A 13,323-nucleotide genomic window follows, 5' to 3' on the forward strand; every position below is an offset into this window, starting at 1 on the left:
GGAACGACAACTGAAGAACAGGCGCCCGTAGCTCAACGGATAGAGCATCTGACTACGGATCAGAAGGTTAGGGGTTCGAATCCCTTCGGGCGCGCTCTGTCATTTCGCGTGAAAACGCGTTCCGCGCGCGCCGGTCTGCGCGTAAAATCATCGGCCTCGGGCAACAGTTCAGTTCCGTGCGAACATCGGAGTTGAGTCATGTCCCGTGTCACCAAAATTCTCGCCGCCGTGATGATCGCCTCCAGCGCCCTCTTGCTGTCTGGTTGCGGTTGCAGCACAACCGGAGGTGTCACCACTTGCACCTTGTTGTAAGCGGCCGAATCCTGTTGCGCCCTCGGGTTTGACGGAACCCGGCGAGCGCCAACCCGGCTAGCGTCCGCCGAACGGCCCGCCGAATGGCCCCCTGCGGGGCGGCTCGGTCACGGTCTGCGTGACGGTGCTGGTCTCGGTGCTCGGCGTCACGGTGACCGTGCTTGGCGAGACGGTCGTCGTGGGAGTCTCGGTGCTCGGCGGCGGGACGGTCTCGGTGACGGTCTCGGTCGGACCGCCACCACCGCCCCCGCCGTGGTGCCGGGGCGCCTCCGTCGTCGTGGTCGTCATCGGCGCCGTGGTAGACGGTGCCGGCGTCGTCGTGGTTGGACTGGGCGCCGGCGAGTTGCTCGCCAGCTTGACCGCCGCGAAGACGATCGCGCCGAGCAGTAGCGCGCCGATGGCGCCGGCGGCGACCAGCGCCGCCGGGCGGCGGTACCAGGGCGTCGGGGGCTCGGGCGGCTCGGGCGCGGCGTCGTAGTAGCCGCCGCCGTACCGCGCGGCTGCGGTGGGCTCGGAGTAGTAATCCGGTTCCTCGGGATAGGGCGGCACGAGACGAATGTTAGTGGGTCAGCCCTCGTTGTCGATGAGGCGCAGCGCCCGCTCGAACAGATGCACGGTGGCGGCGTGCAATTGGTCGCCGACCTCCTTCTCCGCCTTGCCCGCGCAGGCCCGGGCCAGCGTCCCCTCGATCACGATCCCGAGCTTGAAGCAGGCCAGCACCGTGTACCAGGTGAGGTGTGACAGGTCGCGGGTCGTGTTGGCGGCGTACCGCTGGAACAGCTCGTCGGTGCTGGCCAATCCGTCCTGCCCGCCCAGGGCGTGGCTGAACACGCTGGACCCGTCGGGCTGGCGCCAGGTGGCCAGCAGCCAGCCGAGGTCCAGCAGCGGATCGCCGATCGTGCACATCTCCCAGTCGACGATCGCAACCACCTCGGGCCCCGTGCGGGAGAACATCACGTTGGCCGCGTGGTAGTCGCCGTGCATGATGCCCGGCGTCCAGTGCGCCGGCCGGTGCCGGTCCAGCCAGGTGGACACCTCCTCGATGCCGGGGATCTGCGGCCCGGGATATCCGTCGTAGTCGTTGTAGGACTCGAGTTCGGAAAGCCAGCGCGGCACCTGGCGCTCCAAGAAGCCCTCCGGCTTGCCGAATTCGGCGAGGCCGACGGAGACATGGTCGACGGCACCGAGCTTGGCCAACGCATCGGCCATCGACAGCCCCATGCCATGGCGGACCTTCGCATCGCCCGCATGCAAAGACGGCAGACCCTCGCCGGCGTTGAATCCGTCGACGGGATCCATCAGGTAGAACACCGCGTCGCCCAGGACGGCGGGATCCTCGCAGACGGCGATCAGGTGCGGATGGGGCACATCGGAACCCGCCAGCGCCGCAAGGACTTTCGTTTCCCGCAGGATCACGCTGTTGCTGCGCGGACGCAGGTGCCGCGGCCCGCGCCGCAACACGTAGGGCCGGCCGGCCCTGCTGAACCGCAGCATGACGTTCTGCGTTCCGCCGGTGACGTTGGAGACGTCTTCCAGCGGGCCCTCGCCGAGCCCCTGCCCAGACATCCAGTCCGCTACGGCTTCCAGATTCACGGAGTCCACTTGTCAGCCCTTCGGGTGTGGCGCGTATCGCACGGTCCGGGATAGCAACCTGTGGACCGTCTGGGAAAAAGACTAGGGCAGGGGCGACGGGAGGCGGCCGGTGGCGGCGGCTGGAAGAATAGTGTGCATAACTTACTTTCTGGGGAAGGGAACTGGCGATGCCGCGGACCGACAACGATTCCTGGGAAATCACCCAAAGCGTCGGCGCCACCGCGCTCGGTGTCGCCGCAGCCCGCGCCGCGGAAACCGAGAGCGAGAACCCGCTGATCAACGATCCCTTCGCGCGGGTGTTCGTCGACGCCGCGGGAGAGGGGATGTGGAGCATCTACGTCGACCCGGCGCTGCTGGCCAAGGCGGCCGACATCGAGCCCGATCTGCGGGCACGGCTGCAGCTGATGGTCGACTTCATGGCCACCCGCACGGCGTTCTTCGACGAGTTCTTTCTGGGCGCGGCCGACGCGGGCGTTCGCCAGGTGGTGATCCTGGCGGCCGGACTGGACGCGCGCAGCTGGCGGCTCCCGTGGTCCGACGGCACCGTCGTCTACGAGCTCGACCAGCCCAAGGTGCTGGAATTCAAATCCAACACGCTGCGCGACCACGGCGCCAAACCGACCGCGCAGCTGGTCAACGTCCCGATCGACCTGCGCCAGGACTGGCCGAAAGCGTTGCAGGACGCGGGGTTTGATGCCTCCCGACCGGCGGTCTGGTCGGCCGAGGGGCTCGTTCGCTACCTGCCGGCACAGGCCCAGGACTTGCTGTTCGAGCGGATCGATTCGCTGAGCGCCGAGGGCAGCTGGCTGGCGTCCAACGTGCCCGATTCGGGTTTCACCGACCCCGGCCGTGTGCAGCGCCAGCGCGAGGACATGCGGCGCATGCGGGCCGCGGCCGCCGAGTTGGTCAACGCGGAGATCACGGACTTCGACGACCTGTGGTACCCGGAGGAGCGCACGCCCGTCGACGGCTGGCTGCGTGGCCGCGGCTGGGACGTCGCGACCGCGACGTTCGCCGAGTTGATGGCCCGCTATGACCGCAGGATCCCGCAGGGAGCCGAGGATTCGATGCCGCCCACCCTCTATGTGTCCGCGCAGCGGCGGGCGGGCTGACCCGACGCCGAGATCGAATGTGCCGCTGACAATTTAGCGGCTCAGGCATGCCATTTCGGCTGGGAATGTCGCGAGACGGCTGGTCCTCGAGTTAGCTGAGCGACTCGAGCGGGCCCGCCCTTCCCGGCCGTGGGCGGCGCGGGTCGCCGGTCGCCGCGTCGACCACCTCTGACGTGCCGGGATGTGCCGACAAGCCCTGCCGCATAACCCAATGCATGTTTAGACATAAGTCGAATGGGTAACTTCAGGTCCACGAGAAAACTTCTTCTCGACCACAATGGAGGTCACGATGCGTGGCAGCGGGATCATCGGAACGGTTGCTTTGGTGTGGTTGCTGATCGGAGCCTTCGCGGCGTGGCAACGGGATTACTTCAAAAACGACCAGACGACATGCGCCTCCGCGGGCACGGTTGCGGTGACTGTGATCGCCGGACCCTTGAACTACTTCGGTGTCAATCCGAAAGTCGCGGATTGCCATCTGCCGCAACCAAGTTCAATGCAATCGGTCAACCTCTAACCCTCACCCGAAGGAAGTCGAAATGGTTATCTTAGGAATTGTCCTGCTTGTTCTCGGGTATTTCTTCCACGTACCCGTGCTGACCACGCTGGGAATCGTGCTGCTGGTGATCGGCGCGATCCTGTGGATCTTGGGTTCGATCGGCCGTCCGGTCGCCGGCCGCCGCTACTGGTATTAACCGCTTCGACCGGACACCGCGATCGCGCGACTGCTCAGGCAGTCGCGCGTTTCTTTTCACAGGGCGCGCATAGGTTCGTCATAGTCACGGCTCAGTCGGCAGCGGATACTGGAGCTTGTGACACAGCCCCGAGCCTCTGTAGAGCGGGTTGTTATGTGTCGTGCAGACGGCAACCCCATCAACGTGCTGGTCGTAGACGACGAACCCGTCCTGGCCGAAATGGTGTCGATGGCGCTGCGGTACGAGGGCTGGAACATCTCCACCGCCGGGGACGGGGAATCGGCCATCGCGGCCGCCCGTAACCAGCGCCCGGACGTGGTCGTCCTCGATGTGATGCTGCCCGACATGAGCGGCCTGGACGTCCTGCACAAACTGCGCGGCGAGATCCCACAGCTGCCGGTGCTGCTGCTGACGGCCAAGGATGCGGTGGAGGATCGCATCGCCGGCCTGACCGCCGGCGGCGACGACTACGTCACCAAGCCGTTCAGCATCGAAGAGGTCGTCCTGCGGTTGCGAGCGCTGTTGCGGCGCACCGGGGTGACGACCGTGGACAGCGGCGCGCAGCTGGTGGTCGGGGACCTGGTGCTCGACGAGGACAGCCACGAGGTCACCCGCGCCGGCGAGCCAATCTCGTTGACCTCGACCGAATTCGAGCTGCTACGGTTCATGATGCGCAACTCCAAGCGGGTGCTGAGCAAGGCCCAAATCCTGGACAGGGTATGGAGTTACGACTTCGGCGGCCGGTCCAACATCGTCGAGCTCTACATTTCCTACCTGCGCAAGAAGATCGACAACGGTCGCGATCCCATGATTCACACGCTGCGCGGCGCGGGTTATGTCCTCAAGCCGGCCCGCTGACCCGCGACGGGTCTGGTCCCTTCGGCTGCGGCTGCTGGTCGGCCAGATCGTCGTCTTGGCGATCGTGTGCGTCGGCATTACCGCGGTCACCGAACTGGCGCTGAACCATCACCTGGTGAAGCAGCTCGACGGCCAACTCGCCGGGACCTCGTTCCGTTCGGCACTGATGTACCCCGAGCCGAACCACCCCGGTTGGCACCATCACCAGCACTCCTACTATCCGAGGCCGGGCCCCGGCCCCCGGTTCCTGGATGCCCCGGGTCAGCCGGCGGGCATGGTGGCGGCGGTGGTCAGCCACGGTAAGACGGTTGACGCCGGCTACCTGACCAGCAGCGGCACCCGGGACGACCTGACACCGACCGCACAGACCCAGCTGGAACAGATCGCCGGCAACCGCGCGCCGGTCACGCTGAACCTGGACGGCCTGGGCCGCTACCGCGTCGTGGCGGCCCCGAGCCGCAACGGCAGCGACATCATCGTCACCGGTCTGTCGATGTCCAACATCGACGCCACCCTGATCCGGATGCTCGTCATCTTCGGGATCGTCACCGCGGTCGCGCTGGCGGCCGCGACGATCGCCGGGGTCGTGATCATCAGGCGGGCGCTGGCACCGTTGCGTCGCGTCGCCCAAACCGCGGGCCAGGTCGCCGATCTGCCACTGTCGCGCGGCGAGGTCGAATTGCCTGTGCGCGTCCGCGAATCCGACGCAAACCCCGCCACCGAGGTGGGACAGCTCGGGGCTTCGCTCAACCGGATGCTCGACCACATCGCGGAGGCGCTGTCGGCGCGGCAGGCCAGCGAGACCCGCGTCCGCCAGTTCGTCGCCGACGCCAGCCATGAACTGCGCACGCCGCTCGCCGCGATCCGCGGCTATACCGAACTGACGCAACGGATGGGTGACGACCGCGAGGCGGTGGCGCAAGCGATGAGCCGGGTGGCATCCGAGACCGAGCGTATGACGCGGCTCGTCGAGGACCTGCTGCTGCTGGCCCGCCTGGATTCGGGCCGGCCGCTGGAACGCGAGTCGGTCGATCTGTCGCGACTGGCGGTGGACGCGGTCAACGACGCCCACGTCGCGGGACCGGATCATCAGTGGGAACTCGACCTGCCCGAAGAACCGGTGGTTGTCACGGGCGACGCGGCGCGGCTGCACCAGGTGCTGACGAATCTGCTTGCCAACGCCCGCGTGCACACCGGCGCGGGCACCGTGGTGACGACGCGGTTGAGCACCGAGCCGTCACACACCGTGCTGCAGGTGATCGATAACGGACCCGGCATTCCGGTGGCGTTGCAATCGGAGGTCTTCGAACGGTTCGCCCGCGGCGACTCGTCGCGCTCACGCAAGGGCGGCAGCACCGGGCTCGGCCTGGCGATCGTCTCGGCCGTGGTGAGGGCGCACAACGGGACGATCGCGGTCAACAGCTCCCCAGGCCGCACCGAGTTCACGGTGCGGTTGCCACCCAACGGATGGCAACCGCCCGCGTCGGCCTAGCTGTTGCAGGTCACGTTGATTTCGAATGGCTTGTTCACCGGCTGCATGGGATTGGCCATGTCCACCCCGGTGGCGGTGCCGCTGATCTTGTAGCTGTTGCCGTCCTTGCTGGCGGTGGCATTGCCCTGGCCGGTGCCGGAGGTGTAACCGAGCGTCACGCCGTTGACGTTGCCCAGCCCAACGGATTTCACTTGCGGGGGGTTGCCGTCGCTGAGCACGGCGGCGATCCCGGTCGCTGTGCCGCCGATCGCGATGTTGATGGTGCCACCCGCGTTGGTGCACACGACCGAACCGGAGACGTTCTGGTCCTTGCCGTCGATGGTGACCTTCGTACCGGCGGCACCGCCGGAGCTTGCCGACGCGCTGGTACTCGAGCCACCGGCGGAACTGCTCGTGCTCGTACCCGATTTGTTACCACCCGAACAGCCGGAAATGCCTGCGGCAAGAATTGCCGCTCCGGCCACCGCGACCGCCAATTGACGCTTCACCTGTTCTCCTTTGCCCGATAGTTGCGGCCCTCGGCATTGAGGGCCGTCTGGGGCAGTATGCGGGTTAACTGGACCGAGAATCCAGAACCCGAGAAATTGTTGCTGTATTCATTATTTCGTCGGTGAATTCTCTTTCGTGGGCCGCCGCATCAATGGCAAGGTATTGGTGGTGGATCACAAGCCCCCGAGCCCTGTCATCGAGTCCGCCCACCGCGAACAGGCCCTGCCGTTCGAGGACGACAAGGATTTCCGGGACACGGACCGCGGATTCATTGCGGCCTTGTCGCCGTGCGTGATTCGGGCGGCCGACGGGCGAGTCGTCTGGGACAACGATGCCTACGCCTTCCTGGACGGTCCCGCGCCGACGTCGGTCCACCCCAGCCTGTGGCGGCAGTCGGCGCTGGCCGCCAAACACGGCCTCTACGAAGTGGTCCCGGGCATCTACCAGGTCCGCGGCCTGGACATCTCCAACGTCACGTTCGTGGAAACCGACACCGGGATCATCGTCATCGATCCGCTGATCTCCACCGAGGTGGCCGCGGCCGCGCTGGCGCTCTACCGCGACCATCGTGGCGGCGACCGGCCCGTCGTCGCGGTGATCTATACCCACAGCCACGTCGATCACTTCGGTGGCGTACTCGGGGTCACCTCACAGGCCGACGTGGATGCGGGCGCGGTGGCGGTGCTGGCACCGGAGGGCTTCATCGAGCACACGGTGCAGGAAAACGTCTATGCCGGACCGGCGATGACGCGGCGGGCCACGTACATGTACGGCACCCTGTTGCCGCGCGGACCGATGGGTCAGGTCGGCTGCGGGCTCGGCCAGGCGCCATCCACTGGCGAGGTCGCCGTCATCGTCCCCACCATCGACATCCGCGCCACCGGCGAAACACACACGATCGACGGCGTGGAGATCGAGTTCCAGATGGCTCCCGGAACCGAGGCGCCCGCCGAAATGCATTTCTATTTCCCACGTTTCCGCGCGCTGTGCATGGCCGAGAACGCCACCCACAATCTGCACAACCTGCTGACCCTGCGCGGCGCGTTGGTGCGCGACCCGCATGCCTGGTCGGGCTATCTCACCGAGGCGATCGACACCTTTGCCGACCGCGCCGACGTCGTGTTCGCCTCCCACCATTGGCCCACGTGGGGCAAAGACAGCATCGTCGAGTTTTTGTCGGTGCAGCGCGACTTGTATGCCTATTTGCACGACCAGACGCTGCGATTGCTGAACCAGGGATACACCGGCGCCGAGATCGCCGAAATGTTCCAGATGCCACCGGCACTCGAGCAGGCCTGGCACACGCACGGCTACTACGGCTCGGTGAGCCACAACGTCAAGGCGATCTACCAGCGCTACATGGGATGGTTCGACGGCAATCCGGCCCGACTGTGGCCGTACCCTCCCGAGGCGCTCGCGCCCCGCTATGTCGAGGCGATGGGCGGCATCGACCGGGTCGTCGACCTTGCGCGCCAGGCGTCCGACTCCGGTGACTATCGTTGGGCCGCCACGCTATTGGACCATGCGATCTTCACCGACAGCGAGCACTCCGGCACGCGCGCACTGTACTCGGACACGCTCGAGCAACTCGCCTACGGCGCCGAAAACGCGACCTGGCGCAACTTCTTCCTGAGCGGGGCGATGGAGTTGCGCGACGGGAACTTCGGCACCGCGACGACCACGGCTTCGTCGTCCATGCTGTCCCAGCTGACACCGGAGCAGATCTTCGACGGCCTGGCCATCCGGGTCAACGGGCCGCGCAGCTGGGATCTCGACATCGCCATCGACTTCACGTTGGATGACACGGCGGTCAGCTATCGGCTCACCCTGCGCAACGGGGTGCTCGTGCAACGCAAGGCGGCGCCGGACGCCGCGACGGCGTCCGTTACGGTCAAGCTGGCCAACAAGATTCGGCTGCTCGCCGTGGCGGTGGGCGACTTCGTCTCGCCCGGCCTGGAGCTATCCGGTGACCGGGGTGCGCTGCAGGCCCTGCTCGATGTGCTCGATGGGCCGGACCCGAATTTCAACATCGTGACGCCGTAGTCGGCATCGCGCGGTACTAAGGCGAGACATCGATCACCACCTTGCCCAACACCTTGCGGTCGGCGACATGTCGCAGCGCGGCCGCGGTCTCGGACAACGGGAATCGCGCGCCGATGTACGGCCGGACCGTGCCGGCGGCGAACATCTGCGATAACTCCGTCAGGTCGCGGACGGCGTCATCGGGGTAATCGCTCATGAAGGTGCGAATCTCCATGCCCCGCACGCAGATATCTTTGAGCAGAATGAGATTGAGCGGAATGGCCGGGATGGCGCCCGCCGCGTACCCCAGCGTGACAAAGGTGCCGCCACGCGCGAGCCCGCGCAGCGCCGGTTCCGAATACGATCCACCGACCGGGTCCAGGACGACGCGGGCGCTGTCCCCGGTGAGTTCACGGATCCGTGACTTGAGATCCTCCCGGTCGTAGTCGACGGTCGCCTCGGCGCCGCGCTGCCGGCACAGCTCCAGCTTTTCCGGACTCGACGCCGCGGCCAGCACCCGCGCTTTCATCGCCACCGCCAGATCGACGGCGGCCAGGCCCACGCCGCCCGCGGCGCCGAGCACGACGACCCAATCCCCCGCTGTGACAGCGGCCGTCGAGCGCAGCGCGTGATAGGCGGTGCGGTAGGTCACGCCGAACGCGGCGGCCGACGCGAAGTCGGCGTCGTCGGGCACGGGCTCGGCCTGGCTCGCGTCGAGCAGCGCCTGCTCGGCGAACGCGCCGAAGGTGGTCCCGGCGACGCGCTGTCCCGGGCGGAACGACACTCCGTCACCGGCGGCGACGACTTCGCCGGCGATCTCGTTGCCGGGGACGAACGGCGGTGGGATCTTCACCTGGTACTTGCCGGCGATGAACAACACGTCGGGGAAGTTGACCGCGGCCGCGCGCACCCGCACCAGCAGCTGGCCGGGCCCCGGGACGGGGTCGGGCACGTCGTCGATCACCAGGTCCTCAGGCGTGCCGTAGGAACGGCAGATCACCGCGCGCATCAATTGGCCCCCAGTCCACGTAAACAGAACCGCACCACGTGTGCGATGTCGTCGGGCGCCGGCTCCTCGGCCGAGCCCACATAGCGGCGCAGGGTCGCCGCCGTGCAGCTGAACACCGCCTCGACGTCGCGTTGGACATCGCTACTGCCCAGTGCCGCAACGGGTTCGACGAGCAACTCGCGAAGCGGCCGCATCATTTCCTGGTCGGCCGCGCGCCAACTCGTGCCGGCCGACATCTGTCCGGCCGCCGCTCGGGTCATGCTGATCAGATGCGGGTCGGCCACCTGCGCCAGCGTGCCCTCGATCCACCGCGCGACTTTGTCGTGCGGCGTGGGCTCCTTGGCCATCTGGTGTTCGAGGTAGGACACGACGATCGCCACCCCGCGTTCCATGACGGCCAGGATGAGATCGTCTTTGCCGGCGAAGTAGCGGTAGAACGCCTTGTTCGACGAACCCGCCTCGGCGACGATGTCGCTGACCCGGGGTGGCTCTGGAGCCACGCGTTCCATGACCCGCACCGCCGCGGCCAGGATGCGTTCCACCTCCTCGGTGGCCTCCCGCTGACGGTCGTCGAGCGCCCGCTCGACCGCGGCGGTCACCCTGTTAGAGGTCAACGAGGTCACCGTATTTGTCGCGGGCGGCCGCGCGCCGCACGTCGAGCATCTCGCTGGGCCAGTCACCTTCTTCGGCCTCATAGCCCTTGAGCAGCATCCGGGCCAGGTTGACCTTGTGCGCCTCGGTCGGACCGTCGGCCAGGCCGAGCGCGATGCCGCCGAGCAACACGTTGACCAGGGGCAGCTGGTCGGTGAGCCCGAGCGCGCCGTGCACCTGGATGGCCCGCAGAGCAATCGATTTGAGCACCTGCGAGGCCAGGATCTTGCACGCCGCGATCTCCGCGCGGGCACCGCGCTCGTCGCCCTGGTCGATCAGCCAGGCGGCGTGCAGTACCGTCAGCCGGAACGGGATCAACTCGGTGTAGGAATCGGCGACGAACTCCTGCACGAGTTGCTTGTCGGCCAGCAGACTGCCTTGGGTGAAGCGGCTTTTCGCCCGCCGCGACATGATCTCGACGGCACGCTGCGCCATCCCGATGGACCGCATCGCGTGATGCAGCCTCCCACCGGCCAGCCGGGTCTGCAGGATCAGGAAGCCCTGACCGGGCTCGCCCAGCAGGGCGTCGGCGGGCACGCGCACATCGTTGTAGTGCACCAGGGAATGGCCCGGTTCGTGCGGATCCGCGCCGACCAGGTGGTGGTTGGCCTCCAGGACCAGTCCCTCGGTGCCGGCCGGAATCAGGAACGTCGACGCGCCGGTGTGTACCGGCACATCGGGATCGGTGATCGCGACGACGATGAAGAAGGAGGCGACGGAGGCGTTGGAGGAGAAGTACTTTCGGCCGGAGATGACCCACTCGTCGCCGTCCCGGACCGCGCGGGTGGTGAACACCCGCGGGTCGGCGCCGCCTTGCGGCTCGGTCATCGAGAAGCACGAGAAGATCTCGCCGGACAGCAGCCGCGACAGGTAGCGGTCCTTCTGCTCCTGGGTTCCAAAGCGGGCGATGATCTCCGCGTTGCCGGTGTCGGGCGCTTGCGTTCCGAACACGATCGGCGCCCAGGGGCTGCGGCCCAGGATCTCGTTGATCAACGTCAGCTTGACCGCGCCGAAGCCCTGCCCGCCGAGCTCGGGGCCCAGATGCGGTGCCCACAAACCCTTGTCGCGCACCTGCTGTTTGAGCGGGTCGACGATCTTTCGCCGCTCGTCGTTGAGCGGGAGGAATTCGCAGCCGGGGAAGAGCACCTCCAGCGGTTCCACTTCCTCGCGCACGAACTCGCGGATCCACTCCAGCTTCGTTTCGAACTCCGGTTCGGTGGAGAAGTCCCAAGACATCGAATGCTCCTGCCTCTGTTAAGGAATGCCGCCGTCGGCGCGCAATATCGATCCGGTGGTGAAGCTCGAGGCGTCGGAGGCGAGAAACAGTGCGGCACCGACGATTTCGCGGGGATCCCCGGCGCGCTCCAGCGAGAGATGCCTGAAGGGCTTTTCGGGCGCCTGGTCGAGATTCCAGGCCTTGCTCACGTCGGTGAGGAACGGCCCGGCCATCAGCGTGTTGACCCGCACCGCCGGCCCGAGGCCCTTCGCCAGCGCTTCGGTCATGGCGTTGAGCCCGGCCTTGGACGCGGCGTAAGGAATGATGTCCGGCGTCGGACGCAGCGATCCGGCCGTGCTCACGTTGATGATCGACCCCCGGCCCGCGGCCACCATGCGCTCGCCGACCAGCGCCGACAACCGGAAGGGGCCCTTGAGATTCAGGTTGACCACCGCATCGAACAGCTTCTCGGTCACGTCGGTGAGCTTGTCGTACAGCGGTGACATGCCCGCGTTGTTGATCAGCGTGTCAACCTTGCCGAACCGCTCGTACGTCGCGTCGACCAAGCCGTCGAGCTGATCCCAGCGGCCCACGTGCACCTGATACGGCATGGCGGTTCGGCCGGTCTCGACCTCGATCTCTTTCGCCGTAGAGACGCAGTTGTCCATGTTGCGGCTGGCGATCACCACGTCCGCGCCGCAGCGGGCCGCCCCGAACGCCATCTCACGTCCCAGCCCGCGGCTGCCGCCGGTGATCAGGACGACCCGATCAGTCAGATCGAAAAGCTGGTCGGCATAACCCATTTCAGCAACCCCTAGGTCGTCAGCGATCGGGCGAGGTCGGCGGCGGTGCCGATGAGCTGAAGGATCATCGGCCCGAACGCGTCGGTGATCTTCGGGTCGACCCCTCCTTTTTGGTCTCCGGTGCGCACGCCGGCGGCATACGTCTTCTCTAGCACGATGCCGAGCTTCCAGTTGGCCAGCACCAGGTAGTAGTCGATGTTCTCGGTCGACAACCCACTGACGGATTCGTAGTGCTCCAACAGCTCGCTGCGCGATGGCATGCCGCGCATGTCGAGATAAAACCCGTCCTCGCGCGGGTTTTCACCGTCATAACCGAGCAGGCACCACGCCAGGTCGAGCAGCGGGTCGCCAACGGTCGTCATCTCCCAGTCCACGATCGCTGCCAAGCGCGCCGGCGAACCGTGGGCGAACATCACGTTGGCGAACTGATAGTCGCCATGCATGATGCCCGCCCGGTACTGCGCCGGGCGGTTGCGGCGCAACCAGTCCGAGGCCTCGTCGAGGCCCGGCAGTTCGCGCACTTTGTAGGCGTCCAGAAACGCCAGCCAGCGATCGACCTGGCGCTCGTGGAATCCGTCGGGGCGGCCGAAGCCTTCGAGCCCTTGCGCGCGCCAGTCCACCCGGCCTAGCCTGGCGGCGCCCTCGACCAGTTGGAAGGCCAGCCCGCGCCGGGCGGCGAGATCGGCGTCGAACGGCGGGGGCCAACCGCCGTCCATCGGGCTCCACCCGTCGATCGCCTGCATGACGTAGAAGGGCATGCCGAGCACGCTGCCGGTGTCGTCGGCGGCGATCAGCGCCGCATGCGGCACATCGGTGCCCGACAGCGCCCGCACCAACCGGATCTCGCGGAGCAGCCCGTCGATGCGCGCGGCGTCGGCCCGGGCGCCGGGCATCCGCAGCACCATCCGCTGCCCGCCACGCTCCACCAGATAGAGCGTGTTCTGGGAGCCGCCCTTCAGCTGATTGAGCTGCGGCCGTTCGCCGCCACCCGGTGCGTCGTTCGCGTCCAGCCATCGGGCAAGGACGTCCGCATCCAGCCCGGATTCGCCGTCAGTCACGTGCTCAGCCATC

The 13,323-nt window shown here is 67.0% G+C and carries 14 protein-coding genes and 1 tRNA gene; 7 read left to right on the forward strand and 8 right to left on the reverse strand.

All coding sequences use genetic code 11. From position 1 onward, the window contains the following. Positions 1–21: 21 nt before the first annotated feature. A tRNA-Arg gene (locus G6N26_RS19060) sits at positions 22–94 on the forward strand. Positions 95–369: 275 nt separating this feature from the next. Here the strand turns inward: G6N26_RS19060 and G6N26_RS19065 are convergent. Together G6N26_RS19065 and G6N26_RS19070 are read right to left on the reverse strand one after the other, a co-directional pair. Continuing rightward, positions 370–861: a hypothetical protein gene (locus G6N26_RS19065; RefSeq protein WP_083016719.1), complete on the reverse strand. Its 492-nt coding sequence runs from the start codon at positions 859–861 to the stop codon at positions 370–372. Positions 862–879: 18 nt separating this feature from the next. Further along, a complete protein-coding gene (locus tag G6N26_RS19070; RefSeq protein ID WP_263644052.1) occupies positions 880–1,878 on the reverse strand; it encodes a phosphotransferase family protein in 999 nt (332 codons plus the stop codon). Positions 1,879–2,072: 194 nt separating this feature from the next. Between G6N26_RS19070 and G6N26_RS19075 the strand changes: the two genes are divergently transcribed. The 5 genes from G6N26_RS19075 (at position 2,073) to G6N26_RS19090 (ending at position 6,062) form a co-directional block, all read left to right on the forward strand. Then, positions 2,073–3,017, forward strand: coding sequence for a class I SAM-dependent methyltransferase (locus G6N26_RS19075; protein WP_083016716.1), 945 nt, complete (start codon positions 2,073–2,075; stop codon positions 3,015–3,017). 277 nt (positions 3,018–3,294) lie between these two features. After that, complete coding sequence (locus tag G6N26_RS19080; RefSeq protein WP_067173360.1) at positions 3,295–3,534, forward strand: hypothetical protein; 240 nt, start codon at positions 3,295–3,297, stop codon at positions 3,532–3,534. 22 nt (positions 3,535–3,556) lie between these two features. Further along, positions 3,557–3,712: a DUF6131 family protein gene (locus G6N26_RS25850; protein ID WP_008263106.1), complete on the forward strand. Its 156-nt coding sequence runs from the start codon at positions 3,557–3,559 to the stop codon at positions 3,710–3,712. Between the two features lie 153 nt (positions 3,713–3,865). Then, positions 3,866–4,570, forward strand: coding sequence for a two-component system response regulator TcrX (gene tcrX, locus G6N26_RS19085; RefSeq protein ID WP_008263107.1), 705 nt, complete (start codon positions 3,866–3,868; stop codon positions 4,568–4,570). After that, on the forward strand, positions 4,548–6,062 hold the full coding sequence (locus tag G6N26_RS19090) for a sensor histidine kinase (protein ID WP_083016714.1): 1,515 nt from the start codon (positions 4,548–4,550) through the stop codon (positions 6,060–6,062). The genes tcrX and G6N26_RS19090 overlap by 23 nt, the downstream gene beginning before the upstream one ends. Here the strand turns inward: G6N26_RS19090 and G6N26_RS19095 are convergent. After that, positions 6,059–6,550, reverse strand: a complete 492-nt coding sequence (locus G6N26_RS19095; RefSeq protein WP_067173356.1) for a lipoprotein LpqH — start codon at positions 6,548–6,550, stop codon at positions 6,059–6,061. The two genes, G6N26_RS19090 and G6N26_RS19095, sit on opposite strands and share 4 nt — an antisense overlap. A gap of 163 nt (positions 6,551–6,713) precedes the next feature. Here G6N26_RS19095 and G6N26_RS19100 point away from each other — a divergent pair, with 163 nt between their 5' ends. Further along, positions 6,714–8,594, forward strand: a complete 1,881-nt coding sequence (locus G6N26_RS19100; protein WP_163648940.1) for an alkyl/aryl-sulfatase — start codon at positions 6,714–6,716, stop codon at positions 8,592–8,594. A gap of 16 nt (positions 8,595–8,610) precedes the next feature. On the opposite strand, the gene G6N26_RS19105 is transcribed toward G6N26_RS19100, so the two are convergent. The 5 genes from G6N26_RS19105 to G6N26_RS19125 are packed head-to-tail and all read right to left on the reverse strand — an operon-like array spanning position 8,611 to position 13,322. After that, the gene (locus G6N26_RS19105) at positions 8,611–9,582 is read right to left on the reverse strand and encodes an NADPH:quinone oxidoreductase family protein (protein WP_067173354.1); all 972 of its coding nucleotides are present in this window, start codon (positions 9,580–9,582) and stop codon (positions 8,611–8,613) included. Further along, positions 9,582–10,205: a TetR/AcrR family transcriptional regulator gene (locus G6N26_RS19110; protein ID WP_083016712.1), complete on the reverse strand. Its 624-nt coding sequence runs from the start codon at positions 10,203–10,205 to the stop codon at positions 9,582–9,584. The genes G6N26_RS19105 and G6N26_RS19110 overlap by 1 nt, the downstream gene beginning before the upstream one ends. Further along, positions 10,186–11,469 carry an acyl-CoA dehydrogenase family protein gene (locus tag G6N26_RS19115; protein WP_067173348.1) on the reverse strand — a complete coding sequence of 428 codons (1,284 nt, stop codon included), beginning with the start codon at positions 11,467–11,469 and terminating at the stop codon, positions 10,186–10,188. The genes G6N26_RS19110 and G6N26_RS19115 overlap by 20 nt, the downstream gene beginning before the upstream one ends. 18 nt (positions 11,470–11,487) lie before the next feature. Beyond that, the gene (locus tag G6N26_RS19120; RefSeq protein WP_083016710.1) at positions 11,488–12,252 is read right to left on the reverse strand and encodes an SDR family NAD(P)-dependent oxidoreductase; all 765 of its coding nucleotides are present in this window, start codon (positions 12,250–12,252) and stop codon (positions 11,488–11,490) included. Between the two features lie 11 nt (positions 12,253–12,263). Next, the gene (locus tag G6N26_RS19125; RefSeq protein ID WP_083016708.1) at positions 12,264–13,322 is read right to left on the reverse strand and encodes a phosphotransferase family protein; all 1,059 of its coding nucleotides are present in this window, start codon (positions 13,320–13,322) and stop codon (positions 12,264–12,266) included. Position 13,323 lies beyond the last annotated feature (1 nt).

Source organism: Mycobacterium marseillense, assembly GCF_010731675.1.
In the GTDB taxonomy this organism is placed as follows: Bacteria; Actinomycetota; Actinomycetes; order Mycobacteriales; family Mycobacteriaceae; genus Mycobacterium; species Mycobacterium marseillense.

Bases quoted from the DNA above. Each gene is read 5' to 3' on its own strand.
- G6N26_RS19120 (WP_083016710.1), bottom strand. From the start codon at position 12,252: ATGGGTTATGCCGACCAGCTTTTCGATCTGACTGATCGGGTCGTCCTG.
- G6N26_RS25850 (WP_008263106.1), top strand. From the start codon at position 3,557: ATGGTTATCTTAGGAATTGTCCTGCTTGTTCTCGGGTATTTCTTCCAC.
- G6N26_RS19090 (WP_083016714.1), top strand. From the start codon at position 4,548: ATGTCCTCAAGCCGGCCCGCTGACCCGCGACGGGTCTGGTCCCTTCGG.
- G6N26_RS19075 (WP_083016716.1), top strand. From the start codon at position 2,073: ATGCCGCGGACCGACAACGATTCCTGGGAAATCACCCAAAGCGTCGGC.
- G6N26_RS19070 (WP_263644052.1), bottom strand. From the start codon at position 1,878: ATGTCTGGGCAGGGGCTCGGCGAGGGCCCGCTGGAAGACGTCTCCAAC.
- G6N26_RS19080 (WP_067173360.1), top strand. From the start codon at position 3,295: ATGGAGGTCACGATGCGTGGCAGCGGGATCATCGGAACGGTTGCTTTG.
- tcrX (WP_008263107.1), top strand. From the start codon at position 3,866: ATGTGTCGTGCAGACGGCAACCCCATCAACGTGCTGGTCGTAGACGAC.
- G6N26_RS19115 (WP_067173348.1), bottom strand. From the start codon at position 11,469: ATGTCTTGGGACTTCTCCACCGAACCGGAGTTCGAAACGAAGCTGGAG.
- G6N26_RS19125 (WP_083016708.1), bottom strand. From the start codon at position 13,322: ATGGCTGAGCACGTGACTGACGGCGAATCCGGGCTGGATGCGGACGTC.
- G6N26_RS19105 (WP_067173354.1), bottom strand. From the start codon at position 9,582: ATGCGCGCGGTGATCTGCCGTTCCTACGGCACGCCTGAGGACCTGGTG.